Annotated in this window: 27 protein-coding genes; 1 reads left to right on the top strand and 26 read right to left on the bottom strand. The window is 45.7% G+C overall.

The window, feature by feature from the left end; genetic code table 11:
* Positions 1-181: 181 nt before the first annotated feature.
* The 23 genes from I6E26_RS00385 to I6E26_RS00275 all read right to left on the bottom strand — a co-directional run bounded on the left by I6E26_RS00385 (position 182) and on the right by I6E26_RS00275 (position 20,475).
* Positions 182-412: a hypothetical protein gene (locus tag I6E26_RS00385; protein ID WP_235319839.1), complete on the bottom strand. Its 231-nt coding sequence runs from the start codon at positions 410-412 to the stop codon at positions 182-184.
* A 42-nt stretch (positions 413-454) separates the two neighbouring features.
* Positions 455-1,795 (bottom strand): replication-associated recombination protein A, encoded by a 1,341-nt coding sequence (locus I6E26_RS00380; protein WP_419179892.1) that lies wholly within the window; start codon positions 1,793-1,795, stop codon positions 455-457.
* A gap of 1 nt (position 1,796) precedes the next feature.
* On the bottom strand, positions 1,797-2,261 hold the full coding sequence (gene dut, locus I6E26_RS00375) for a dUTP diphosphatase (protein WP_235319838.1): 465 nt from the start codon (positions 2,259-2,261) through the stop codon (positions 1,797-1,799).
* A gap of 2 nt (positions 2,262-2,263) precedes the next feature.
* Entirely contained in the window at positions 2,264-2,512 is a 249-nt protein-coding gene (gene hfq, locus I6E26_RS00370) for an RNA chaperone Hfq (RefSeq protein WP_235320074.1), read from the bottom strand.
* Between the two features lie 18 nt (positions 2,513-2,530).
* Positions 2,531-3,463: a tRNA (adenosine(37)-N6)-dimethylallyltransferase MiaA gene (gene miaA, locus I6E26_RS00365; protein WP_268824737.1), complete on the bottom strand. Its 933-nt coding sequence runs from the start codon at positions 3,461-3,463 to the stop codon at positions 2,531-2,533.
* A gap of 10 nt (positions 3,464-3,473) precedes the next feature.
* Entirely contained in the window at positions 3,474-4,148 is a 675-nt protein-coding gene (locus I6E26_RS00360) for a metal-dependent hydrolase (RefSeq protein ID WP_235319836.1), read from the bottom strand.
* A gap of 55 nt (positions 4,149-4,203) precedes the next feature.
* Positions 4,204-4,764 (bottom strand): bifunctional pyr operon transcriptional regulator/uracil phosphoribosyltransferase PyrR, encoded by a 561-nt coding sequence (pyrR, locus tag I6E26_RS00355; protein WP_235319835.1) that lies wholly within the window; start codon positions 4,762-4,764, stop codon positions 4,204-4,206.
* A gap of 30 nt (positions 4,765-4,794) precedes the next feature.
* Entirely contained in the window at positions 4,795-5,724 is a 930-nt protein-coding gene (locus tag I6E26_RS00350; RefSeq protein ID WP_235319834.1) for an RluA family pseudouridine synthase, read from the bottom strand.
* Positions 5,714-6,157 (bottom strand): signal peptidase II, encoded by a 444-nt coding sequence (gene lspA, locus I6E26_RS00345; protein ID WP_235319833.1) that lies wholly within the window; start codon positions 6,155-6,157, stop codon positions 5,714-5,716. The genes I6E26_RS00350 and lspA overlap by 11 nt, the downstream gene beginning before the upstream one ends.
* Positions 6,158-6,187: 30 nt before the next feature.
* The gene (locus tag I6E26_RS00340) at positions 6,188-6,847 is read right to left on the bottom strand and encodes a DivIVA domain-containing protein (protein ID WP_235319832.1); all 660 of its coding nucleotides are present in this window, start codon (positions 6,845-6,847) and stop codon (positions 6,188-6,190) included.
* A gap of 18 nt (positions 6,848-6,865) precedes the next feature.
* A complete protein-coding gene (locus tag I6E26_RS00335; RefSeq protein WP_235319831.1) occupies positions 6,866-7,660 on the bottom strand; it encodes a YlmH family RNA-binding protein in 795 nt (264 codons plus the stop codon).
* Positions 7,661-7,685: 25 nt separating this feature from the next.
* Positions 7,686-8,270, bottom strand: a complete 585-nt coding sequence (locus I6E26_RS00330) for a cell division protein SepF (RefSeq protein ID WP_235319830.1) — start codon at positions 8,268-8,270, stop codon at positions 7,686-7,688.
* Between the two features lie 27 nt (positions 8,271-8,297).
* Entirely contained in the window at positions 8,298-8,987 is a 690-nt protein-coding gene (locus I6E26_RS00325; protein ID WP_235319829.1) for a YggS family pyridoxal phosphate-dependent enzyme, read from the bottom strand.
* Positions 8,988-9,016: 29 nt separating this feature from the next.
* Positions 9,017-9,835 (bottom strand): peptidoglycan editing factor PgeF, encoded by an 819-nt coding sequence (gene pgeF / locus I6E26_RS00320; protein WP_235319828.1) that lies wholly within the window; start codon positions 9,833-9,835, stop codon positions 9,017-9,019.
* 33 nt (positions 9,836-9,868) lie between these two features.
* Positions 9,869-11,560 carry a radical SAM protein gene (locus I6E26_RS00315; RefSeq protein ID WP_235319827.1) on the bottom strand — a complete coding sequence of 564 codons (1,692 nt, stop codon included), beginning with the start codon at positions 11,558-11,560 and terminating at the stop codon, positions 9,869-9,871.
* 42 nt (positions 11,561-11,602) lie between these two features.
* Positions 11,603-12,058: a transcriptional regulator NrdR gene (gene nrdR / locus I6E26_RS00310; RefSeq protein WP_235319826.1), complete on the bottom strand. Its 456-nt coding sequence runs from the start codon at positions 12,056-12,058 to the stop codon at positions 11,603-11,605.
* Positions 12,059-13,888, bottom strand: coding sequence for a YgiQ family radical SAM protein (locus I6E26_RS00305; protein WP_235319825.1), 1,830 nt, complete (start codon positions 13,886-13,888; stop codon positions 12,059-12,061). It lies immediately after the preceding gene.
* A 20-nt stretch (positions 13,889-13,908) separates the two neighbouring features.
* Positions 13,909-14,976, bottom strand: coding sequence for a helix-turn-helix domain-containing protein (locus tag I6E26_RS00300; RefSeq protein WP_235319824.1), 1,068 nt, complete (start codon positions 14,974-14,976; stop codon positions 13,909-13,911).
* A gap of 89 nt (positions 14,977-15,065) precedes the next feature.
* Positions 15,066-15,488: an RrF2 family transcriptional regulator gene (locus I6E26_RS00295; protein ID WP_235319823.1), complete on the bottom strand. Its 423-nt coding sequence runs from the start codon at positions 15,486-15,488 to the stop codon at positions 15,066-15,068.
* 18 nt (positions 15,489-15,506) lie between these two features.
* Entirely contained in the window at positions 15,507-16,826 is a 1,320-nt protein-coding gene (locus tag I6E26_RS00290) for a cytidylate kinase family protein (protein WP_235320073.1), read from the bottom strand.
* Positions 16,827-16,930: 104 nt separating this feature from the next.
* On the bottom strand, positions 16,931-19,000 hold the full coding sequence (locus I6E26_RS00285; RefSeq protein WP_235319822.1) for a polyribonucleotide nucleotidyltransferase: 2,070 nt from the start codon (positions 18,998-19,000) through the stop codon (positions 16,931-16,933).
* Between the two features lie 126 nt (positions 19,001-19,126).
* Complete coding sequence (gene rpsO / locus I6E26_RS00280) at positions 19,127-19,393, bottom strand: 30S ribosomal protein S15 (protein ID WP_235319821.1); 267 nt, start codon at positions 19,391-19,393, stop codon at positions 19,127-19,129.
* A gap of 143 nt (positions 19,394-19,536) precedes the next feature.
* Positions 19,537-20,475 (bottom strand): bifunctional riboflavin kinase/FAD synthetase, encoded by a 939-nt coding sequence (locus I6E26_RS00275; RefSeq protein ID WP_235319820.1) that lies wholly within the window; start codon positions 20,473-20,475, stop codon positions 19,537-19,539.
* Positions 20,476-20,850: 375 nt separating this feature from the next.
* Between I6E26_RS00275 and I6E26_RS00270 the strand changes: the two genes are divergently transcribed.
* Positions 20,851-21,753, top strand: a complete 903-nt coding sequence (locus I6E26_RS00270; protein WP_235319819.1) for a metal ABC transporter substrate-binding protein — start codon at positions 20,851-20,853, stop codon at positions 21,751-21,753.
* Between the two features lie 79 nt (positions 21,754-21,832).
* On the opposite strand, the gene I6E26_RS00265 is transcribed toward I6E26_RS00270, so the two are convergent.
* The 3 genes from I6E26_RS00265 to I6E26_RS00255 form a co-directional block, all read right to left on the bottom strand.
* A complete protein-coding gene (locus tag I6E26_RS00265; protein ID WP_235319818.1) occupies positions 21,833-23,665 on the bottom strand; it encodes a methyl-accepting chemotaxis protein in 1,833 nt (610 codons plus the stop codon).
* Positions 23,666-23,848: 183 nt separating this feature from the next.
* On the bottom strand, positions 23,849-24,124 hold the full coding sequence (locus I6E26_RS00260) for an HU family DNA-binding protein (RefSeq protein WP_235319817.1): 276 nt from the start codon (positions 24,122-24,124) through the stop codon (positions 23,849-23,851).
* A gap of 203 nt (positions 24,125-24,327) precedes the next feature.
* Complete coding sequence (locus I6E26_RS00255) at positions 24,328-24,636, bottom strand: late competence development ComFB family protein (protein WP_235319816.1); 309 nt, start codon at positions 24,634-24,636, stop codon at positions 24,328-24,330.
* Positions 24,637-24,722: the final 86 nt, after the last annotated feature.

Here is a 24,722-nt window from a genome sequence, read left to right as displayed (position 1 = left end):
TGACAATTCCTTTAAATATAAAAAATTCATAGTGACTTTCTGTGTTGAAATGGTTTATTTTGATTTCATTATAACGATTCAAAAGTACAAAATATGTCCTTTTATATTTATTTTTATAATAACGCACAAAAAAACATGATGCTTAGTCACTTTTACTTTGTGACCTGGCATCATGCTTTTTTTAGCAGGAGCTTTCGCCCAATCTTGGATGTTTTACTGGCTTTAGACTTCTTCGGCGGATGATGTCCAGAGCCTCTGCCATCTGCACATCCTCCCGCTGGAGGGAATATTCATAGACACAGATGGGAGTTTCTACCCCCAGCTCGCTGGCAGGCATATAGACATATTCATCGCTGATATTATCTCCGAAGATTACACCGGCTCGCAACTCAGATTCAGTCATAGTTTTCATTTATATGTACTCCTTCAAACAACTGCCTGAGAGCCAGCGGCCTCATCTTTCCTTTTGAGGCCAACATTCCTTCAGGTAGTTTTTGATTTCCTTTTCCTTACCATTATCGCTAGGATGGTAATATACCCTGTTTTTCAGCTTGTCTGGCAAATACTGTTGTGGCTGAAAATGCCCCGGAAAATCATGGGGATAGATATAATCCAACCCATGTCCCAGCTTGGAGGCTCCCTTATAATGAGCATCCCGTAGATGGGCTGGTACTGAGCCACAGTCCTGACGGCGCACTTCTCCCAAGGCTTCATCTATGGCCAGATAGGCAGCATTGCTCTTGGGAGCCGATGCTACATAGGTTACAGCCTCGGCCAAGGGGATTCGTCCCTCTGGCATCCCCACAAACTGCACAGCCTGAACTGCTGACATAGCCACTACCAAGGCCATAGGATCTGCATTGCCTACATCCTCGGCAGCGCAGATAGCCACTCGCCGGGCAATGAAATTAGGATCTTCTCCCCCGGCAATCATGCGAGCCAGATAATGAATGGCGGCATCGGGATCACTGCCCCGCATACTTTTGATAAAGGCGGAAACCGTATCGTAATGATTGTCCCCCTTTTTATCATAATACTGCACCTTTTGTCCAAAGATATTCTCCAAAAGAGACATATCTATAACACCGCCAGTCTCTGTCATGGAGGCTGCCTGCTCTAGAAGATTCAGGGCCATACGACCATCGCCACCAGAAAGGCGTACCAATGCCTCCATAGCATCCTCACGGCATTCCAGCTCCTCACTGCCCAGGCCCCGTTCCTTGTCGGCCAGTGCCTGCTTGATAAGGAGACGGATTTCCCCATCAGTGAGAGAATATAATCTAACCAGTCTTACCCGGCTTAGGAGAGCGTGATTCACCTCAAAAAAAGGATTTTCCGTAGTGGCTCCAATCAGGGTTAGACGGCCATCCTCCACATAGGGCAGCAATACATCCTGCTGGCTTTTGTTAAAACGATGGATCTCGTCAATAAAAACGATGGTTCTCTTTTGATAAAACTTCCGCTGGTCAGCAGCTTCCTCCACAATTTTCCGAATATCCCCAATACCAGAGGATACTGCATTAAGCCTTTTGAAATTGCTGTTGGTAATGCCGGCAATCATCATGGCTATAGTGGTTTTACCAGTACCAGGAGGGCCAAAAAGTATCATGGAGGGCAGCTGATCCTGCTCAATCATACGGCGCAGATACCTTCCCTTGCCCATAGATTCCTCCTGACCAATAAATTCCTGAAAATTTCTTGGCCGCATCCGCTGGGCCAAAGGCTCATATTTATTTTTATTCTTTTTTTCCTCAGCAGCCGTTGCTTCGGCAAACAAGTCAAAGCCCATGTCCATTTTATTTTTCTCCTGTGGAGCCAAAGCCTCCTGTGCGCTGTGCTCCCTGACCAGCAGCATCTCCATCTACAGTTAGATAGCGATAAAAGATTCCCTGGGCAATCCGCATACCCTTGGCAACCTGCACTGGCTCCTCACCATGATTAATCAAAGGCACCATAATATGTCCCTCATTGCCGGGACTATTATAATAATCTGCATCTATAATACCTTGATTATTAATACAGCTGATTTTGTTTTTGATAGAAAAGCCTGACCGCACATGAAGTCCTAAATACTCGTCCTGCTGCATATAGGCTTTAAGACCAGTTGGTACAATAGTAACAGCATGAGGCAGCAGTATCACATCCTCTGCTGCCTGCAAATCATAGCCTGCACTGGCTGCTGTCTTTCGTACAGGCAATTCTATGCCTGCATCCTTGTACTTGCTGACAATCTCAAAGCCTCGCTGTCTTTTTGCTGTCATTATTAACGCTCTACGCCCTCAGCCTTCTTCTCAAAATTATCCACAGGACGGCTCATAGTAATGGTGGAAATAGCATGCTTATACACCAGCTGCTGCTTGCCCAGAGAGTCCATGATTACAGTAAAATTATCGAAGCCCTTTACATAGCCCTTAATCTGAAAGCCATTCACCAAATGAATTGTCACGCCGATATTCTCTTTTCTTACCTGATTGAGAATGCTGTCCTGTAAATTAATTGCTTTAGTCATAATTATTTTTCTCCTACCTCTTTATTTATGTATCCAACGCCTTATATCCCACAGCATATTACTTGCCAAGCCTTCTGTATCCTTGTACAGTGCTGGTTGATACCAATGAATATATGACATTCTCCTATACCAGGTCAATTGCCTTTTAGCAAAATGACGACTGTTCTGTTTGATTTTTTCCACTGCTGCCACAAATTCAGGGGTGTTCTCCCCGGCTTGTATGACTGGCAGCATTTCCTTGTAGCCAATGCCCTTCATAGCCTGACAATCTAATGGCACGCCAGCTGTTACCAGCTTCTGCAGCTCCTGCTTTAAGCCCTGCTGCAGCATAATATCTACTCTCTGATTGATTCTATCATAAAGCTGACTGCGTTCCCACCCCAGACCTGCTACATAAGCATCATAACTGTGGCCAATTTTGCTTTGGGAAACCTCGCTGCCACCTAAATGATGAACCTCCAAGGCTCTTATCACCCGTCGCAAATCATTGGGATGCAATCTTGCCGCTGCCTCTTGATTGGCCTGAGCCAGCATGGCATGGACATATTCCCTGCCCTTAGTCTCCGCCAGCTTCTCCAGCTTCCGGCGATATTCACTATCCTCCTGCTGTTGATTCAGCTCATAGCCTTCCAGCAGGGACTGAATATAAAGACCTGTGCCTCCTACCAATAAGGGAATCTTCCCTGCCTGGTTCAGCTGGGTAATAATCCCTTTTACCTGGGTAAGAAAATCCATGAGATTGAAGCTGGCATCAGGGGGCAGAATATCCACCATATGATGAGGTATTCCATCCATTTCCTGACGAGTAGGCTTAGCTGTGCCTATATTAAAATCCCTATAAACCAGCATGGAATCTCCAGAGATAATCTCTGTATCCAAAGCATGAGCCAGCTGTATAGACAGAGCGGTCTTGCCGGAGGCTGTAGGCCCTAATAGTACCAGTAGTTTTTCCAGTGCTGTCACCTCACTTTAATTCCGACAAATCCATACTGTCTCCTGGGCGGAGAATATGGACCTTAGCGGTAGTCTCTGCCTCCACCAGTGTCTTAAACTCTTCAGGCTCAGCCTGAATTACTGGCCAGGTATTGTAGTGCACCGGAATAACATGCTTCGGCTTTAGAAGCTTTACTGCCTCAGCTGCATCCTCTATACCCATAGTGTAATTATCTCCTATAGGCAGGACAGCACAATCCAAAGCAAAGCGTTTGCCTATCAGTTCCATATCACTAAAGAGGGCAGTATCTCCTGCATAATAGATATTCTTTCCCTCCATAGATACCACAAAACCGCAGGACAGCAGGCCTGGAATACCGCTGCTGTGTATGGCCTGTGTCATATAGACGGAGCCAAAATCAAAATCTGCCTTGCCGCCAATATTCATGCCGTGGCCATTTTCAGCCTGACAGGCCTCCAACAGCTCTGGACAGCCAATAACCGTAGCCCCGGTTTTCTGGGCAATATTGGCGGTATCCCCTAGATGATCTCCATGACCATGAGAAACCAAAATATAATTGCAGGTAATTACATCTGCAGCTGTAGTAGCAGCAGGATTTCCCGTAAAAAATGGATCAAATAACAGCTTGCGCTTGGCATTGTTCAAAGCAAAGGCAGCATGGCCATAATAGGTAAAAAGCAGCATAGCAAAGGCTCCTTTCCTCATAATCTCTAATAATCTCTAATCCGCAAAAGCAGGATTAAGCCTGATTCTCAGCTTCCTCCCGGATAACTACTCTATCCTCATTATCAATTTCCTGAATTAGAACACTGATAATCTCCTTGGAGGAAGTAGGAACATTCTTGCCTACATAATCCGCCCGAATAGGCAGTTCCCGATGGCCTCTGTCCACCAGCACCGCCAGCTGTATGGCATGAGGCCTCCCCATATCCATTATCGCATCCAAGGCAGCTCTAATGGTACGACCTGTGTAAAGTACATCGTCCACCAATACCACTGTCTTGCGGTCAAGATCCACAGGCATGGTAGTAGGCCGTACCACCGGCTGATAGGACAGATGGGAAAGGTCGTCACGATAAAGGGTAATATCCAAAATGCCTACAGGAGGCTTCTGGCCCTCAATATTGGCAATAGCTTCAGCAATGCGCTCTGCCAAAGGCACACCCCGAGAGCGGATGCCTACCAGCACAATATCCTCTACACCTTTGTTTTTCTCCACAATTTCGTGGGAAATTCTTACCAGAGCACGATTGATGCCCTGCTCGTCCATTAATACAGTTTTCTCAATAAGGTTTTGCATAACTACCTCTCCCCTCAAAGACAATTATTGCTATTTAGCCAGTCGATGGCGAAGCTTCTCTATAAGCTTTTCCATATCCTCCGGCATAGGGGCATGAAATTTCATGCGCTCCCCAGTAACTGGATGAGTCAGCTCCAAGCTCATGGAATGGAGAGCCTGTCCCTGAATAGCAAAGCTTCCTCTCACCCTGCCTTTTTTATCTGTGCCATATTTAGGATCTCCCAACAAGGGATGTCCAATATAAGCCATGTGAACTCTTATTTGATGGGTGCGACCTGTTTCCAATCTGCACTCCACCAGGGTTGCTTCCCCATACCGTTCCAAAACACGAAAATGGGTGGTGGCTGGCTTGCCGTTTTCCTGCACCACAGCCATCTTTTTCCTGTCCACTGGATGACGGCCAATATCGCCCCGAATTATGCCAGACTCCTCTTTGATATTACTCCAAACCAAGGCCTGATATATGCGGAAAGCAGTTTTGGCCTGAATCTGACTAGCCAAATGCATATGAGCAGCATCGTTTTTGGCTGCTACCATGACTCCGGAAGTATCCTTGTCCAAACGATGGACAATACCTGGGCGAATCTCTCCATTAATGCCGGAAAGATCCTGACAATGATACATCAAGGCATTCACCAATGTGCCAGAGTATACACCAGGAGCGGGATGCACTACCATGCCTCTAGTCTTGTTAATAACAATAATATCCTTGTCCTCATAAAGAATATCCAAGGGTATATCCTCTGGCAGGATAGCCACCTGCTCCGGCTCTGGCACTTCCAGCTCTACCACATCATGGGGCTTTAGTTTGAAGTTTCCCTTGCGGTTTACGCCATTTACCCAAGCCTGACCGCTGGCTATCAGCTTCTGAATATGTGAACGGGAAAACTCCGGCATCTGGCCTGTCAAAAACACATCCAGCCTTTCGCCGGTATTTTCAACTGTAAAACTATTCCTCATCCTCATTCCGCCTTTGCCACATATCCCAAATCAACATGGCTGCCCCACCGCAGATTGCTATATCTGCAATGTTAAAGACAGGCCATATTCTGAAATCTAAAAAATCCACTACCAAACCACTTTGGATTCTATCCAGCAGATTACCCAAGGCACCTCCCAGCAGCAGTCCTGCCCCAATGCGAGTTATCAGGCTCTCCCGCTGAATATGCTTATAAAATACCAATGCCAATACCACAACCAGCAGGGCTACAACAATAAATATCCATCGCTGATGCTCCAGCATCCCAAAGGCAGCCCCTGGATTAAGCACAAAAGTAATATGAAACACATCTTTAATTATGGGGATGGACTCTCCCAAATGCATACTTACTAATACCGCATGCTTAACCAGCTGGTCTAAAATAAAAACTAAAATTCCAATACCTAATGGCACCTGCCACAGCCTCCATATTTATTTAAATTACTAATTATCCTTATTATCCTTATTATCCTTATTATCCTTATTATCCTTATTATTCTTATCTGCCTGTGCTTCAATCTTAGGCGCAGGTACTGATTCCTTCTGCAGATTATTATCAGCCTGCTTAGGAGGATTCTCCACCTTGTCAGGCATAATATCATAGGCTTCTTCCAGCAGTCCCAGCTCGGTCTGCATCAGATTCCGCATCTTGGCCACAAACTGACGGCGCTCTCTTACCAGACGGTCGTATTCTTCTACCGCAGACCGAATCTGAGCAGCAGCCCGCTCAATTTTCAGCTTGCACTCCTGTTCAGTGTCTTGACGAAGCTTGTCTGCATAAAGCTGAGCCTCCCGCTTAAGATTCTCCCCAGCCTGCTTAGCAGCCTGACGAATCTCCTCGCCTCTGGTATTGGCAGTAGTTACCACCTCGTCAGCAGTACGCTGAGCCACCAGCAGGGTATCCTGAAGGTTCTTCTCCAGCTGATGATACTGATCCAGCTGTTTTTTGTTCAACTCGATTTCCTTTTTCAGCTGACGGTTCTCTCTGTACAGGGTTTCATAATCATTAACCACCTGATCCAGAAAATCATCTACATCCTCTTTATTAAAACCACGAAAGCTTGTGGTAAATTCCTTATTATGTATATCCACCGGTGTAAGCATATCATTACCTCCAAGATATTAGTAATAGCGTTTTAACAGGACTCCAATACGGCCCTTCTTTGTCTGACCACGAACCTCGGCAACCTCCAGCCTGCCTCTGCCTCGCAGGGAAAGGGTATCCCCCTCCTTCACATTCTGGGAGGAATTTTTCACAGGCTGCCAATTCAGCTTCAGCTTATCTGCGGCAATATCTGCTGCTGCCCGGCTTCTGGATACACCATAACCTGCGGCCGCAATGGAATCAACTCGCAGGGAAGCTACTGTAGCCCGCAGCTCCTTGTACTTTTCCTCCTTGGGAGGAATAGTAGACAAATCAGCCAGTTGGCATTTCACACCGCTATGGCCAATCTGAGTAAGATTGGTCAGCAGATAATCGGCCAGCTTTTTATCTGTAACCACGCCGGCCCGGGCATTGCCCATAATAATATCCCCTAGACGGTTCCGCTCAAACCCAAGGCTCATAATGGCCCCCAGCACATCTCTGTGTCCAATATGCTCAAACTGACCGTTCCATTCTATGCGGATATAAGCCAGCTCAAAGGAAGGAGCGCCGCCAAAATCCTGATCCACAAACATGGCCCGCTGGCGCTCTGCTCCCTGATAGCCGCCATCCATATCCAGTCTTAAACCAGGATAGTTTGCTGCTATGGTTTCCGCAATCTCCTGACCATAGGGATCCATAAACTCCCCTAAGCGGAATTTCTGACTTCTTTGTACCTGTTCAGCCATATCAACCAGCCGAACAGCCACTTCCTCTCCCTCTGTATTGCGATAATATCTGAGAATCTTTTCTTTTTGTTCTGCTCCTGCCATATATTCCCAATCCTTTGATAACTATTTATTTCTTTTCCCAGGGCATATCTCCCTGATCATTATTTCCCTGCTTTTTCACAGCAACATTGACATTTTTCGGTGAAAAAAGCCATACCCTGCTGCTGATGGAATTAACGCTGCCATCCAGAGCGTAGGTAGTACCGCTGACAAAGTCCAGAATCCGTCGATAGAGCTGGTCGTCAACTCCCTCAAAGTTAATAACTACAGGGCGTTTTTCCTTCAGGCAATTGGCAATCTGCTGGGAATCATCCAGAGATCTTGGCTGTATAACTACCACCTTCATGGGGTCAGCCCGTCTGTAAACACCATGGGACGTGGTATAAGTCTTACTCCCCTCCCGAATAGAACCAGCGGTACTGCCAATATTCACAACCTTGGAGCTATGTCCACTACTAAAGTCATTGCCCACAGGCTCTGCCGGTCTTTCCTCACCCTGACTGTTATTAATATTCCGTCCGTTCTGAGGTGCAGGCTCCTCCTTCACAGAATTACCTGCCTGCTTGGTATCAGCAGTGGTATTCTGAAAGTCTTCCTCGCCGTCAGAATCTGTAACACCTATTTTTGTAAAAAAGTCCTTTATTTTCCCCATGGGTAGATCCTCCCTATTTGTGCTAAATCAATATTGTCTAGGGCCAAAAATACCTGTACCCACCCGTACAACATTGGCACCCTCTTCTACAGCAATTGTATAATCATGAGTCATTCCCATTGATAAATACTTAATATTCGCCTTCTGCCAGGAAATCTCCTTTATATGATCATAAATTTTTTTCATATTGGCAAATAAAGGCCGACAATCTTCCACATTCTCATAGTTTGGTGCGATACACATTAAGCCCATAAGCTGAAGATTATCCATCTCATCCACCTGATGCAGCAATTCCTCTAAGCCATCCTCATAAATTCCAGATTTGGAATCCTCATGGGCCAGATTAACCTGTACTAACACCTTTTGTACCTTGTTAATACCTGCTGCGGCCTTGTTGAGAGCCTTTGCTAAATGAAGGCTGTCTACAGAATGAATCAGATCAAAAATCTTTACTGCCTGCTTGGCCTTATTTGTCTGAAGATGGCCGATAAGATGCCAGGTAACCTTTCTGTCCAAGGTTTCGTATTTCTCCTTGGCTTCCTGAATACGGTTCTCACCAATATCTGTAACACCAGCATCAATAGCCTGACGCATAGCATGTATATCGTGATTTTTGGTAACAGCTATCAGCAATACATCATCCTGACAATCTTCCGACCGGTTTTTCATACTGGTGGCAATATTCGCTTCTACTTCATGGAGCTTTTCTTCTATCATGTCTATCACTCCTTGTGTTCATATATTATCTATTTTACACTAATTATGGCTGCAATGCGACCTGTTTTACCTTTATCTGCCCGATAAGAAAAAAATTGTTCACTATGGCAACAGGTACATACATGGGCATTTTCTATATGCTCAGGCTTTAGCCCTGCCTGCAAAAGCTGCAGGGTATTGGTTTTCTGTAAATCAAGATGAACATTTCCCTCTGGGCCTGAGAGAATTTCTGCCTGAAATTCTGGAAACCTAGCCCGGAATTTCTCTGCCAAATCATCGCCTATCTGATAACAGCAGGAGCCGATAGAAGGGCCAATGGCCGCCAAAATATCCTCTGGACGGGAGCCATAGTTATCCTGCATGGCCTCCACGGTCTTTGCCACAATGCTGCCGAAGGTTCCCTTCCAGCCTCCGTGGGCAAGACCTACTGCTCTATGGGCAGGATCTGCCAGCAAAATAGGAGTACAATCGGCAAAAAACAGCATTAGTGGTACCTCTGGTACATTGGTTATCAAGGCATCTGTATCTGGAATACTCTGGCTGAAATCTAGAAAGCCTGCTCCTGACTGCTTTTCTGTTATCACTGCCACATTGTTGCCGTGAACCTGCTGACAGGTAGTGGTTTTTTCGCTGTCCATGCCTAGAGCTTCACAAAATATCCGCCGATTGGCAATAACCTTTTCTGCCTCGTCCTCCACATGAAGTCCCAGATTCAGAGAAGCATATTGTCCCTGACTACAGCCTCCATGCTTGGTAGAAATTCCATGCCGAAATTTATCCTGAGGGAAAATGTCAAAGCTGCCCAGCCAAAGCTGAGGACGATTGCCAGCTATTAATTTAAATCCCATTTGTCTATCACCCTTGCCTTCTTTGCCAATTGTCTATTTACAAACACCGCACCGCTTACAGCCATCAAAACATTTAATGGTATGTGTCGGCTCTGGTTTTTTTGCCTCTGCCAGTTCCTTCAGTAGATACTCTCTGGTAAAGCCCATATCCAGTACCTCCCAAGGCAGTAATTCATCTATAGGCAGCGGCTGGGAAACATAATCCTCCAGCTTAGTACCCTGAGCCTTCAAAACTGACTTCACGGCCTTGCTGCCACCGTTTTGATGAGCTTGCCACAGAACTTCGCCTGCCTGCTTATCTCCTCGGGCCAAAAAGGCCTGTATATAGGCATCCCGGGGAGATTCTGCAATAACCTCTATATTATGCCTTTTCTTCAAGGCGGTAGTTATCTGCTTCAAGGAGTTTTGGATATACTTCAAAGGGGCCATAGGCTCCCACTGGAAAGGGGTAAAGGGCTTGGGAATAAAGGGGTTGATACTCAGGGTAAGCCGTCCCATGGCCTTGTGCTCCTCCATAAAATCCTTTAAGCGACAGGCCATATCAATAATGCCTTGAATATCCTCTGGACCTTCTCCCGGCAGACCAATCATAATGTATAGGCGGAAATTCTTTATTCCTGCCTTGATACCCATATCCATAGCATTAAGAAGATGTTCCTCCTCAATGCCCTTGTTCACCACCGCCCTCATGCGGTGACTGCCAGCCTCTGGCGCCATAGTAAGGGTGCGCAAGCCGCTGGCCGCCAGTGAATCCACCAGCTCCTGGGTAACAGAATCAGCTCGGAAGGAGGCAACGGACATACTTAGGCCATCTCCTAGAATTTCCTTACACAGCTGGTCAATTTCGGGATAATCGGAAATTGCCGCTCCCATTAGGCCTACTCTGCGGCCGGAATCCCTTGCCTTTACCAGCATTTTTTCAATGGCCTTCAGGGAACGATTCCGAGGCTTGCGGAAACAATAGCCTGCCATACAGAAACGACAATGACGGCCGCAGCCTCTGGCTATTTCCACCAAATGCAGATTAAATTCCGTATCCTCTGTGTATACAGCCGTTTCTCCCGGAAATGCATCCAAATCAGCCAGCCATTGGCGCTGTACCTGACCACTGCCCTGCTCCAGCTTATGAACCGAAGGGACATATACTCCCGGCACCTGAGCCAAGGCTTGCAAAATAGCTTCCCTATCTGCCCCCTGAGCCTTCATTTCATGATATACATCCATAAAGGCAGGCATAATTACCTCACCCTCGCCTATGATAAAGGCATCAAAGAAAGGGCTTAAAGGCTCTGGGTTAAAGGTGGCACAGGGACCACCGCCGATTATCAATGGGTCCATATCGGATCTATCCTTGGCCAGAGGTACAATCTTCCCTAGCTCCAGCATGGTAAGGATATTGAAATAGTCCATTTCAAAGGATACCACAAAGCCCACAATATCAAAGCGATTCAGCTCCGTCTGGGTTTCCAGGCTCAACAAAGGAATCCTGGTTTTGACATATTCGGCCTGCTGACGCTTTTCTGGACAAAATACCCGCTCACAGGCAGTATCCTTTCTCTGATTCAGCAGACGATATACAATATGCAAACCAAGATTGGACATTCCTACAAAATAGGAATTGGGATATGTTAAGGCAAAACGGATTCTGCCTCCCGCTGGATATACATAATAGCCTGTTTCCCGTGCCAGCTGCTGTCTAAGCTGCTCCTTTAACTTCCAACCCAAAATAATCTCCTAATCGCTAATCAATATTTTTATCTCATACAATTATTCATGACCGGCCAATACATCCAATTCCTTTTTGAAGCTTTGAATGTCCGTAAACCGACGATAAACCGAAGCAAAACGAATATAGGCCACCTGGTCAAAATCCTTGAGCTGAGCCAAGGCCTCCTCCCCAATAGCTTTGGAGGGAACCTCCTGTTCATATCTCTGGCGCAGATTCTGCTCAATATTATGAGCCAGAGCCATAAGACTGTCCAGGGATTTGTCCCTTTTGTCGCAGGAACGAATCAGGCCATTCAGCAATTTGTTAATATCAAAAATCTGACGGGAGCCATCATGCTTTAATACCATCAGAGGCATTTGCTCCACAGTTTCAAAGGTGGTAAAACGGTTGCCACAGCTGCTGCAGCCTCGACGCCTTTTGATGGTTCGCCCTCCATCCACCGCCCTGGAATCAATAACACGGCAATCCGGAGTACTACAATATGGACAACGCATTTATTTCACCAACCTTTTCCTTGTTTTTACTTGCTTATGCTTTTTCTCCGGCCTAATAAGGCAATGAGGCCCGTAGCCTATCAAATCCTGTCGTCCTGCCTGACAAAGAGCCTTTTTCACCAAGCCGTAATTCCCCGGCAGCCAGAACTGCATCAAGGCCCTTTGCATGGCCTTATCTTCCTTGGATTTGGCGGAATATACCGCCTCCCCGGTCAAGGGGTTAAGGCCTGTGTACCACATACAGGTAGACAGGGTGCCCGGTGTAGGAATAAAATCCTGCACCTGCTCTGGATGATAGCCCATCTCCTTTATGAACTCTGCCAGCTCAATGGCATCCTCCAAATGACAACCGGGATGGCTGGACATAAAGTAAGGCACCAGATACTGCTTCTTCCCTAGCTTTTGATTCATGCGGGTAAATTTTTCCACAAACCGTCTATAGACCTTGCTGCCGGATTTACCCATCATTCTGGTAACTCGATCAGAAATATGCTCTGGAGCAATTTTCAGCTGACCGCTAATATGATACTCACACAGCTCCCGCAGAAAATCATCCTTGGCCAACAGCAAATAATCAAATCGAATGCCGGAACGAATAAAGACCTTTTTTACCCTTGGCAATTGTCTAAGCTTCCGCAAAAGCTCAATATACCCCTGCTGATCTGCCACCAGATTACGACATACATCAGGGGATAAGCATTGCTTGCCGTGACAGGTGCCCCGCTTTAGCTGCATATCACAGGAAGTACGATGAAAGTTGGCGGTAGGGCCTCCCACATCGTGAATATATCCCTTGAAATCCGATTCCTGGGTAATGCGGACAGCCTCCCGAATAATGGACTCATCACTGCGAGGCTGAATAATCCTGCCCTGATGGGAGATAATAGCACAGAAATTACAGCCGCCAAAGCACCCTCGCTGGGCGGTAATACTGAATTTGACCTCCTTGATAGCAGGCACTCCCCCTGCAGCATCATACATAGGATGCCAATTCCTTTCGTAAGGCAAATCGTAGATTTCGTCCATTTCCTCTGTAGAAAGAGGCATGGCTGGTGGATTCTGCACAATACAAAAATCCCCATTCTGCTGAGCCAGCTTCTTGCCTCGGAAAGCATCCTGCTCCAGATATTCCACCTTAAAGGCCTCGGCAAAGGCCTTTTTATCCCTTTTTACCTCTGCTAGAGATGGCAAAGGAGTATAATCCCAAATATAATCAAAATTAGGCACCTTGAAGCAGGTTCCCTGCACATCCTGAATATTTTCTATGGACACGCCTTGATGAAGCTGGGCGGCAATATCTATCAGCTGTCTTTCTCCCATGCCGTATACCAGCAAATCTGCAGGACACTCTGCCAAAATAGAAGCACGAACCTCATTCTGCCAATAATCATAGTGGGCAAACCGCCGTAGACTGGCTTCAATGCCTCCAATAATAATAGGCACCTGCTCTCCCCAGCATTCCCGCAACTTTCGAGTATAAACCAGTACAGCCCGCTCTGGCCTCTTGCCTGCCTTGCCTCCGGGAGAATAGGAATCATCATGCCTAAGTCTCTTGGCCGCAGTATAGCGATTCAGCTGAGAATCCAGATTACCGCTAGACACAAGAAAGCCCAGCCTAGGTTTACCCAGGCTGGTAAAGTCCTTTGTATGATGCCAGTCAGGCTGAGGAATAATCCCCACCTTATAGCCATGTTTTTCTAGCAAACGGCACAAAATAGCCGGACCGAAACTTGGATGGTCCACATAGGCATCCCCTGAAACGAAGATAAAATCAAGCTGTTCCCAGCCCCGCTCTTCCATATCCGCCCTTGTTACAGGCAAAAAACTCATAAAACCTTCCCGCTCCTATCTCAGCCCTGAGGTGCTGCTGGTGCAGTCTCTGCTGCTGGCTGTGGGGCTGCTGGTGCTGGCTCTGGTGCAGCAACAGGCTCAGGAGCTGCTGGCTGGGCAGCCGGCACTTCTTCCTGCACTGGCTGAGGCTGTGGCTCTGGGGCACTGTAATGATTAGCCTGAGAGCTGCTTTCCTCATAGGTGCTTGGGGCACTTTCCTGCTGAGCAGGAGAATTTTCAGCTGCTTTAGCTGGCTCATCCTTCTTGAAGCTGCGCTCCTCTACCTGGCCCATCTTTCCCAGAGGGCCTACATCCTTGCCATTAAAGGTAATCTGAATGCCACCAGCGTTGCCTGCCAGAATATCCACATTCTCCTTACCCTGCCAGGACATTTCCTTACCCTTTTCTATGGTACCTTCAAAGGCTGGCTGACCATCAACCTTAACGGAAATCCAGCAATTTTCCAAAGCCTTGGCGGTAATCTCCACACCATCATATTTCTTTTCCACTGGTGCAGGCTTGGCAGTTTCCACCTTGACTGTCTCCTGCTTAGGCGCATTTTCAGTACCATCATCCATAAAGGCAATATAAACGCCACCTAGGAATACAAACATAATCCCCAGCAGAATCATAAACTTCTTGGAACCGCTTTTTTCTTCCCGCTCCAAGCTATCCCGATAGGCATCCCCAGCAGCAAAGAGATTCTTCTTTGGCTGTACAGGCTGAGGATTTTGCGCTGGCTTTCTGACAGGCTCCTGCGCAGGACTAAGCTCTCTAGCCTTACTACGGCCAAAAAGACTGTGGCCGGAGGATTTTACCTCTGGCTCCTGAGGCTGATCTACAGGCTGAACCACCTTGGTAATATTTCTTTCCTCATCGTATTTATCCAGCAGGGCATCCCCGTCTATCTGCAAAAATCGGGAATAATTTCTAATAAATCCCTTGGCATATACATCTCCAGGCAGGGAATCATAATCTCCCTTTTCTATAGCCTCCAAATATATATCACGAATACTGGTTTCCCTAGCTATATCTTCAATGGTTAATCCCTGTTTCTCACGTTCCCCGCGCAGAATATCTCCAACCATGTTACGTCCTCCTCTAATATACTTTTGATGTATTTAGCTATACCCTATTATAACATGTATTTTTTCTAGTACAATAGCTCACACTAGGTTTATTTACCCGGTTTTTCCCTAATTTCCTCCAAGGTAATAGAATTTAGAACCTCATTTATTCTGGCTCCAATTTTGTCCCAAACATCCCGCCGACTACAGCTGGCTGCTTTTGCACATACATAGGGCGCATCCCCATCCATCTGCATACAGTCGGCAAAGGCAATAGGCCCCTCCATAGCAACAATAATTTCCCCAATGGATATATCAACAGGCTCCTTGGCTAGTATATAGCCGCCCTGAGCTCCACGAATACTGTTGACAAAACCTGCCTTTTTCAAGGTACCCATTAGCTGCTCCAAATAATTCTCTGAGATATCCTGACGCTCTGCTATAGATTTCAATGCTACAGGCCCTGTACCATATTCATTGGCCAGATCCTGCAATGCCAGAACGCCATAACGACCACGCTGGGATAGCTTCATGCCTCCTGCCTCCCTTTATTAAAACTGCATCATTCTAAATTCCTTAATTAACTGTATCAAAATCGCTGCGGTTCTATCCACACCATAACGATTTGATTTAATGGTAATATCATAATTCATACCATTGCCCCATTCCATATCAGAAAATTCCTGACAATGATTTTTTCTATCTGAAGCAAAATCCTGAATCCTATCCAAGGCTTCCTCAGCAGAAATATTTTCCTTCCGCATAACCCGCTGTACTCTTTCTTTTTCGTCAGCAGTAATAAAAATATGCAGTGAATTACGATGCTTCTGCAAAATATAATTAGCCAAACGACCTACAATTACGCAGGAATCCTTGGCCGCAATTTCCTGAATAACCTTGGCTTCCAGCTGAAAAATCTGCTCCTGCACAGGTCTCTGATTCCCTGGCAAAGCCCCAGTGTACCAGTCAAACAACCTATACAGTGCGGTACTGGTAATTTTTTCCTCGTGCTCCTTGAGATATTCCTCCGCAAAATCACTGCGCTCTGCTGCCATTTTGATTATCTCCGTATCATAATAAGGCAGTCCCAGCTCATGGGCAATTCTTCTGGCAATAGTTCTGCCACCACTGCCATATTCATGGGAAACAGTCAGCACAAAATGCTGTTCTGACACCTGGGGCAGTTCCTGCTTCTCCCGCTCCTTTTGAATTAAATTCTCTGGCAAAAGCAAATAGGTCAAGCCCTTAAAATAGGTACTAAAAAATTTGATTTCTGAACCACAGAAAAAGGCTGCTATCAAAGTACCCTCTCGCACAGTGGCCAGTTCCCCTATAAACACCAGACACAAAACAGCTGATGTAATAGTCATACCCAAATCGGAAACAACCTTTACAGAAGTATACGGCTTTCTCAAGCGCTCAGATACCACCTGCAGCAAGGCATCCATAGGCAGTAAAGTAATTCTGGCAATAATCCCCAGATATATACCAAAGGCCATAATGGTACAGCCAGCAAAAAGCATAGCCACCTGGCCTATATAGGCAGTCAAAACCAAAGGTGCCAAAAATTCCAAGGACAAATCAATAAAATAACCAAATACTACTGTCATGCCTGCCTGCAAAAACAACAGCTTCTTTGGTATCCCTGGCTTTAGCACAGGCTGGAGAATAATCATAAACAGATTCAACAGAGCTGTCCAACCACCTACAGTAATACCTGTAAAAAGCAAGGAAAAGGTATACGGCAGGGATGAAATCGGGGATACACCCAGGGCAGATTTAATCATACAGGCTACACCAAAGCCCATAAAGACCAGACAGAGAGAGAATACCAGAAATCTTCTGGCCATCTCCGAAGGAGACTGCTTCATCTCTTTCAACAAGTTCATCACCTCATAGAACAATAAAGGGCTCGCAAACCGACCTTTAACAGCCACCTGCGAGCCCCGGAAATACTATTGGAAATCCTGCAAAATTACAGCAGAACCTTATGAGACAGATTTACGCGGCCCTTCTGGTCAATCTCAACAACCTTAACATCCAGCTCGTCGCCTTCCTTAACATAGTCCTCTACCTTTTCCACACGCTTTTTGTCCAGCTGGGAAATATGGCAAAGACCTTCATGGCCTGGGAAGAGCTCAACAAAGGCACCAAAAGCCATCAAGCGAGTAACCTTGCCTCTATATACCTGACCTACCTCTACCTCGCGAACGATATCCTCAATAGCAGCTACGGCCGCAGCGGAAGCATCTACGCTGGTAGCAGAAATACGAACAGTTCCATCATCATCAATATCGATCTGTACACCGCACTCGTCGATAATCTTCTTAATCATCTTGCCGCCTGGCCCAATAACCTCGCGAATCTTATCTGGCTTAATGTGCATGGTAGTAACACGAGGAGCATATTTGCTCAATTCCTCATTTGGCTGAGCAATGCACTCCAGCATCTTGCCCAGAATAAAGGCACGGCCCCGCTTAGCCTGAGCCAAAGCAGAAGACAGAATCTCACGGGAAATACCCTTAATCTTAATATCCATCTGTATAGCAGTAACGCCCTCAGTAGTACCTGCTACCTTGAAGTCCATATCACCCAGAGCATCCTCCATGCCCTGAATATCGGTGAGAATGGTATAATCCTCTCCATCCTTTACCAGACCCATAGCCACGCCGGAAACTGGGCGCTTAATAGGCACACCGGCATGCATCAGGGAAAGAGTGCTGCCGCAAACGGAACCCATAGAGCTAGAGCCGTTGGACTCCAATACCTCGGAAACCATGCGGATAGTATATGGGAACTCCTCAGTGGAAGGAATAACAGGCACCAAAGCACGCTCTGCCAAAGCACCATGACCAATCTCACGACGGCCTGGGCCACGAACAGGACGAGCCTCGCCTACAGAGTAGCCAGGGAAATTATACTGATGGATATAATGCTTGCTGGTTTCTACACCAAGGCCATCAATTACCTGCTCATCTCCCAGAGAGCCCAAGGTAGTAATAGTCAAGATCTGAGTCTGACCACGGGTAAACAGGCCAGAACCATGAGTACGAGGCAAAATACCTACCTCACAGCTAATAGGACGAACCTCTTCTACCTCACGACCATCAGGACGAATCTTCTCCTTAGTAATCATGCGGCGCACGATTTCCTTAACAATCTTGTGGAGCATATAAGGAATTTCCTTAACCGCATCTGGATAAATCTCCAGGAAATGCTCCAAAGCATCAGCCTTAACAGCAGCAATATGCTCGTCACGATCCAGCTTATCTGGGTTGCGTACTGCAGCATCCAGCTTATCAGTAGCATAGGCACGAATAGCCTGCTCCATTTCCTCTGGTACAGCAAAGAGCCTAACCTCTCTCTTAGCCTTGCCTACAGTCTTCTGCATCTCATCCTGAAAAGCAACAATCTTCTTGATTTCCTCGTGACCGAAGAGAATGGCCTCCAGAATAACTTCCTCTGGCAGCTCATCAGCACCAGCCTCAACCATCATAACTGCATCACGGGAGCCAGCAATGGTCAGATTCAAATCAGACTTTTCACGCTGCTCAACTGTAGGGTTGATAACAAACTCTCCATCAATACGGCCTACGCGAACACCAGCAATAGGGCCCATGAAAGGAATATCAGAAATAGTCAAAGCACAGGATGCACCAATCATAGCTGCAATCTCTGGTGCATTGTCCTGCTCTACGGACAATACAGTAGCTACAATCTGTACATCATTTCTATAACCCTCTGGGAACAGAGGGCGAATAGGACGGTCAATGAGACGGCTGCACAGAATCGCAGACTCTCCAGGACGACCTTCTCTCTTTATAAAACCACCAGGAATCTTACCAGCGGCGTACATCTTCTCCTCATAATCAACGGTCAAAGGGAAGAAATCAACACCCTCACGAGGCTCCTCAGAAGCGGTAGCAGTAACCAATACAACGGATTCACCGTAACGAACCAAAACAGCACCATTTGCCTGCTTTGCCATCTTGCCAGTCTCAACGGTAAAAGTTCTGCCGCCAAGCTGCATTTCAAAACTCTGCATCAAGTTTTTCCTCCTAATTTTCATTCTTTTTGCATACTAAGTTAGTATAACACATATTCAAATAAAAAGCCTAATATTTTTTTACAAAAACAAAAATCCCCCACCGAAGTGAGGGATTCAATGCAATTACTTGCGCAGGCCCAGCTTAGCAACGATTGCACGATAGCGCTCGATGTCAACCTTGTTCAGATAAGCCAAAAGACGACGACGATGACCAACCATCTTCAACAGACCACGACGGGAATGATGATCCTTCTTGTGCTCCTTCAGATGCTCGGTGAGGTAAATGATACGTGCAGTGAGAACTGCAATCTGTACCTCTGGAGAACCAGTGTCACCCTCGTGTACGGCATACTTCTGAATAATTTCCTGCTTTGCTTCCTGAGTCAACATAATATATTCCTCCTAATTAATTATTTCCCCAAGCCGGGACCAGCGTCGGAGTGTCGCTCATCTAGGCAAGAGGCATGCGCCCATTCATAAATTATCTGACACACAATGGATACTATATCACAAAATCTCAACTCTGTAAATACTTATTTAACTTTGTCTGCCAATAATTTGCGGGCAGTGATTTCATCTGCACGAAGCTGTTTTACCAAGGCATCTACACCGCTAAATTTTTTCTGCTCCCTAAGCTTGCCCACAAACTGTACCGTAATAGCCGCATCGTAGATATTCTGGGAAAAATCCAAAATATTCACCTCCAGGCGGCGATTACAGCCCTCAAAGGTAGGATTATCCCCTATATTGGCAATGCCATTATATCTTTTGCCATTTAGCCAAATCAGCACAGCATAAGCACCATTAGGCAGCATGGCCCGATGAGATCCGATAGCCAGATTGGCTGTAGGAAAGCCCAGTTTCCGACCACGATGATCTCCGTGAATCACCCGGCCTCCAAAGCTGAAATACCTGCCAAGATATTCATTGGTTTTTTCCAAATCCCCGGCTTCGATAAGACTGCGGATTCTGGTACTGCTTACCATACGGCCATCCAGCTGTACCGCCTGGCCCACCTCTGCCTGAAAGCCATATTCCTCCCCCATGCGCAGCAGCATACGAGGATTGCCCTTGGCCTTGGCGCCAAAGGAAAAATTAGGGCCTGTTACCAGATAATGAGGATTCAAACTGCGGCAAAGTTCATCAATAAAAGTCTCTGGACTTTGGCGGCACAGCTTTTCATTAAAGGCCACATTCACCAGCATCTGTACTCCCATAGCTTTCAGAATATCTGCCTTGGAAATATTATCCCCAATCTGCATAGGTACCTTATCAGGAGCAATCTGCTCCAAGGGGTGGTTGCTAAAGGTATAAACCACGCTGACCAGCTTGTGAGCCTTGGCCAGATTCATAGCCCGCTGAATAATACTTTGGTGGCCGATATGAACTCCGTCAAAGGTTCCCAGAGCCACCGCTGTTCCTTTATCTCCTAAAAGTTGTTTTGCTTCACTTAATTTATTGCATATAAGCATCTTATCACCTATCAATCATTTATTACTGCCATTTATTATAACCCCTAAACTTTCCAAAGTAAATGCCGGGATATTTAGTTTTATGTTCAACAAATTTTTTGCTTTCCTGGAAATTTTCATTTTCTTTTCAGACAAGCCTGCTATATTATATACAATCCCTTTGATGTACAAGATATGTACTTTCAGTACTATCCCATATACATCATTTTCTCCATCCCATTGGCGGTATCAGGACTTGATACCGCCATCTTTTTTGCCCAAATATATTCTCTCCCTAACAGATGAAAATTATTATCAATTTATTGTTGTTCATTGACAAAAATGGTATGATGTATACACGATTTAAGTTTTATTTTTTGTATAAGGAGAATGCATATGAAGAAACTATTTTATTTACTTCTCACCATGCTTTTGCTAGCAACCAGCTTATTAGCAGGCTGTGGCAATAATGCCCAGGAGAGCGCCAAAAAGAATGGCCAGCTGCATATTGTTACTTCCTTCTATCCTATGTATATTGCTACCGCCAATATTACCAAGGGTGTGGAGGGCGTACAACTTACCAATATGACCAAGCCTCAGACCGGCTGTCTCCACGATTATCAGCTAACCACTGATGATATGAAAACTCTGGAAAAGGCAGATGTTTTTGTGGCCAACGGTGCCGGCATGGAATCCTTTTTGGACAAGGTAATCAAGGAGCATAAAAATCTGACGGTTATTGATGCCAGCAAGGATATTTCCCTTCTGGAGGAAAATGGCCAGCCAAATCCTCATGTATGGCTGGATGTGGATAATGCCATTAAGCAGGTGGAGAATATTTCCCAGCAGCTATGTAGTGCAGATCCCAACCATGCTGAGGCCTACAAGGCCAATGCTGCTGTTTATATTGGCAAGCTAAAGGAACTGCAGGCTGATATGAACAATGAACTGAAGGATATTTCCCATCGGGATATTGTTACTTTCCATGAAGCCTTCCCTTATTTTGCTCAGGAATTTAACCTGAATATTATCAAGGTTATTGAAAGAGAACCTGGCTCTGAGCCATCTCCTCAGGAGCTGGAGGATATTATCAAGGATGTCAACAAGCTGCCAACCAAGGTATTGTTTACAGAACCACAGTATTCTCCAACAGTTGCAGAAACCATTGCTAGAGAAACCGGTGCTCATATCTATGCTTTGGATCCTATTGTTACTGGTGAAGCCAATGAACAGGCTCTGGATGCTTATATCAACACCATGAAACAGAATGTCCTCACTCTTAAGGAAGCCCTTAAGTAAAATATACAAACTAAAAAGCTGACCTAGAGATAATTTCTTCTCACTAGGCCAGCTTTTTTTGCTCTATTTTATTTTTTACTTAAAGCTGAAATTTGCTCAGGGCATTCTGCAGATCCTGGGCCTGCTCTGCCAGCTTACGGCTAGCATCGGCAATTTCCAGCATGGAGGCAGTTTCTTCCTCAGTGGAAGCAGATACAGTTTCTGCCTCACTAGCAACAGAACGGCTCATGGTATTAATCTTTTCAATAGCTTCGTTAATCTTCATGGTGTGATTTGCCAGCTCTGCTACAGCACCATCCATAGCATTGGAATTATCTGCCACCTTGGATACCATTTCCGCAATATGACCAAAGGAAGAACCAGCCTCTTTAACAGCTCCGGTTCCCTTCTTAACCTGGCCTACACCATCCTTCATGGACTTAACGGCATTCTCTGTATCCTGCTGAATACCAACCACTACCTTGGAGATTTCCCCAGCAGATTCCTGGGACTGCTCAGCCAGCTTGCGAACCTCCTCTGCAACTACGGCAAAGCCTCGGCCATGCTCACCAGCCCGGGCAGCCTCAATAGCCGCATTCAGAGCCAGCAGATTGGTCTGCTCCGCAATGGAGGAAATAGTATCAATAATCACACCGATCTGCTGAGATTTCTCACCCAACTGCTCAATAACCCCAGCAATATCCGTTACTGTAGCATCTATGGTTTCCATATTGCTTACAGCACCGCCTACATTGGTACGGCCTGTTTCTGCCACATCATTGGTTTCATGTACCTGGTTTACAGTCTCTCTCAGGGTTGCAGAGAACTCTTCCATGTGAGCCGTAAGATTATTAACACTGTTGGAAGCTGTCTCCACCTGATTGAACTGCTCACTACAGCTGCCTGCCACATTCATAACAGACTCGGCAATGGACTTGCTGACTGTTGCTGCCTGCTCAGAGGTAGAAGTCAGCTCCTCAGAGGCAGCAGCCAAATACTCTGCAGTAGTTACAATCTGCTGCATCAAAGCCAGAAGCTTCTCCCGCATATCACGGACAGACCGAACCATCAGGCCAATTTCGTCATTGCGGGACAGCATTACCTCAATTTCCTGTGCATCCGGATCATCCTTATGATCCCGGAAGTCACCATCACCTAAGTACTGGATCCTCTTTGCTGTCAGCTGTATTGGATAAGCAATCTGCTTGCCCATGTAGAAGGCAAAGGAAGCAATCAGCACAAACAGCACTACCATTACGGTAACTGCCACCATAATGTCACTTTTCAGCTCTGCCTCCAGCATGGCTTTCTCCTCAGCCACCATGGCATCTATATCATCAATCCAGATACCTGTACCAATTACCCAATTCCAAGGCTTGAAGCATACGGTATAATTACGCTTTGGCAATGGCTCTGTGGTATTAGGCTTGGCAAACATCAAATCAGTAAAGCCACCGCCTTCGGCCATACCATTTTGAATCATTTCCTTGATGTAGTACTTACCCTGAGGGTCCACAGAATCTATTCTGGATTTACCTTCAGTAGCTCTGCCCAGCAGTACCACATTGACACCCTCAGTGGTATCTACGTAGAAATAGCCTTTACCATCATCATAACGCAAATCTCTCACTGCATCTGCTGCAGCTTTCTGAGCCTGCTCCTGAGTCAGCTCACCCCTTTGCTGTTTCTTGTAGAACTCATCCAAAATGCTGTAGGCAACTTGAGTCTCTCCTTTAAGACTGGATTCTACATTTTTCTCCAAGGATTCCCGATAATGATCCAGTTGCTGATGATTAGCCTGAATCTGAGAAAAGATAAAGAATCCTCCCAAGCACAAAGCCGTAACTACAGAAGCTCCTGCAATAACAGCTATCAGCTTGGTTTTGATAGACTGAATCTCTCCCAATGAATTAATCCCCTTGAAACTAGACATAAAATATCCCTCCTGCTTATTTTTTTGATTGTGACAGGTGCTAATACAAATTCATATTCGTATGCTTATGTAATTCGCTACATTTTTCAAAATTCCTGCTTTTTTTATAATTTTTTTTAAATTCACAAAAAATAAGCTGCTGGCACTAAAACCAACAGCTTATTTACGAAGTATAATGAAGGATTACTTGTTTACAGCGTCCTTCAATGCCTTACCTGCCTTGAAGGCTGGAACCTTAGCAGCGGCAATCTTAATCTCCTCACCAGTCTGAGGGTTGCGGCCAGTACGGGCAGCACGATCTCTAACCTCGAAAGTACCAAATCCGATAACCTGTACATTCTCTCCCTTTGCCAGAGTCTCCTGAACAGTGCTGAAGAATGCGTTTACAACAGCCTCGGTGTCCTTCTGGGTAATCTCTGCTTTTTTTGCAACACTTGCAATCAATTCTGCTTTAGTCATAGGTTTATATCCCCTTTCGTACTTAATACGATGTTGATAATACCACATATTCTGTTGTTTGGCAAATATTTTTTCTATTTACAGCCCTTTTACTTCCGGTTCCTGGCTTCCTCCTGCTGATATTGCAGCATAAGATAGTCCATCAAAATACGAGAAATGACATATATTTCAAAAAATTATTTGATTATGCAGCCGCTATGCTTTTAGTCAAGCGCATGGCGTGGATTACGGGATACCTTTTCTACAGCCTCGGTCATAGCCCGGAGGGCCTCTACCTTTACCATCATATCACTAATATGCACCCGCTCAAAAAGATCCCCTCTATCTGTAGACACATATCTAGGCTTAAGGCCGTTCAAAGCCAAAGCCTTAATATCTGACAGACACTGAGAACAACAGCAGGCATCAGGAAACTTTTTCATAACGGTAGGAAATTCTTCATCAATCAATCTCTCCACCACATTAGTAACATGTACATCCTTCAGGGTATCCTTATCGAACTGAATCGTCATAACATCAACCATCCCCTAATTACAACTTTACTTTCATCCTGTACTATATACTATCACAAAGTTAATATAATCACCATAGTAAATTT

Origin of the sequence: Anaerovibrio lipolyticus (assembly GCF_021531495.1) — a bacterium.
Classification (GTDB): domain Bacteria; phylum Bacillota; class Negativicutes; order Selenomonadales; family Selenomonadaceae; genus Anaerovibrio.
Note: the sequence above shows the minus strand (reverse complement) of the source record. Positions and strands in the feature narration are given on the sequence as shown.

Coding starts and splice junctions, on each gene's coding strand:
- I6E26_RS00335 (WP_235319831.1), bottom strand. CDS start 7,660: ATGGCAGGAGCAGAACAAAAAGAAAAGATTCTCAGATATTATCGCAAT.
- rpsO (WP_235319821.1), bottom strand. CDS start 19,393: ATGTTGACTCAGGAAGCAAAGCAGGAAATTATTCAGAAGTATGCCGTA.
- I6E26_RS00380 (WP_419179892.1), bottom strand. CDS start 1,795: ATGGACATGGGCTTTGACTTGTTTGCCGAAGCAACGGCTGCTGAGGAA.
- I6E26_RS00350 (WP_235319834.1), bottom strand. CDS start 5,724: ATGAGGAATAGTTTTACAGTTGAAAATACCGGCGAAAGGCTGGATGTG.
- I6E26_RS00295 (WP_235319823.1), bottom strand. CDS start 15,488: ATGAAGCTATCCCAGCGTGGTCGTTATGGCGTTCTGGCATTGCAGGAT.
- I6E26_RS00300 (WP_235319824.1), bottom strand. CDS start 14,976: ATGGTTGGAGATATTCTGCGCGGGGAACGTGAGAAACAGGGATTAACC.
- I6E26_RS00360 (WP_235319836.1), bottom strand. CDS start 4,148: ATGCTGCTTTTTACCTATTATGGCCATGCTGCCTTTGCTTTGAACAAT.
- I6E26_RS00305 (WP_235319825.1), bottom strand. CDS start 13,888: ATGAGTTTTTTGCCTGTAACAAGGGCGGATATGGAAGAGCGGGGCTGG.
- I6E26_RS00330 (WP_235319830.1), bottom strand. CDS start 8,270: ATGGGGAAAATAAAGGACTTTTTTACAAAAATAGGTGTTACAGATTCT.
- I6E26_RS00270 (WP_235319819.1), top strand. CDS start 20,851: ATGAAGAAACTATTTTATTTACTTCTCACCATGCTTTTGCTAGCAACC.
- dut (WP_235319838.1), bottom strand. CDS start 2,261: ATGACAGCAAAAAGACAGCGAGGCTTTGAGATTGTCAGCAAGTACAAG.
- I6E26_RS00265 (WP_235319818.1), bottom strand. CDS start 23,665: ATGTCTAGTTTCAAGGGGATTAATTCATTGGGAGAGATTCAGTCTATC.
- pgeF (WP_235319828.1), bottom strand. CDS start 9,835: ATGGGATTTAAATTAATAGCTGGCAATCGTCCTCAGCTTTGGCTGGGC.
- I6E26_RS00385 (WP_235319839.1), bottom strand. CDS start 412: ATGAAAACTATGACTGAATCTGAGTTGCGAGCCGGTGTAATCTTCGGA.
- I6E26_RS00285 (WP_235319822.1), bottom strand. CDS start 19,000: ATGCAGAGTTTTGAAATGCAGCTTGGCGGCAGAACTTTTACCGTTGAG.
- pyrR (WP_235319835.1), bottom strand. CDS start 4,764: ATGCAAAACCTTATTGAGAAAACTGTATTAATGGACGAGCAGGGCATC.
- nrdR (WP_235319826.1), bottom strand. CDS start 12,058: ATGCGTTGTCCATATTGTAGTACTCCGGATTGCCGTGTTATTGATTCC.
- I6E26_RS00260 (WP_235319817.1), bottom strand. CDS start 24,124: ATGACTAAAGCAGAATTGATTGCAAGTGTTGCAAAAAAAGCAGAGATT.
- I6E26_RS00255 (WP_235319816.1), bottom strand. CDS start 24,636: ATGACGATTCAGTTCGATAAGGATACCCTGAAGGATGTACATGTTACT.
- I6E26_RS00340 (WP_235319832.1), bottom strand. CDS start 6,847: ATGCTTACACCGGTGGATATACATAATAAGGAATTTACCACAAGCTTT.
- I6E26_RS00275 (WP_235319820.1), bottom strand. CDS start 20,475: ATGCTTATATGCAATAAATTAAGTGAAGCAAAACAACTTTTAGGAGAT.
- I6E26_RS00325 (WP_235319829.1), bottom strand. CDS start 8,987: ATGATAGAAGAAAAGCTCCATGAAGTAGAAGCGAATATTGCCACCAGT.
- I6E26_RS00290 (WP_235320073.1), bottom strand. CDS start 16,826: ATGAAGCAGTCTCCTTCGGAGATGGCCAGAAGATTTCTGGTATTCTCT.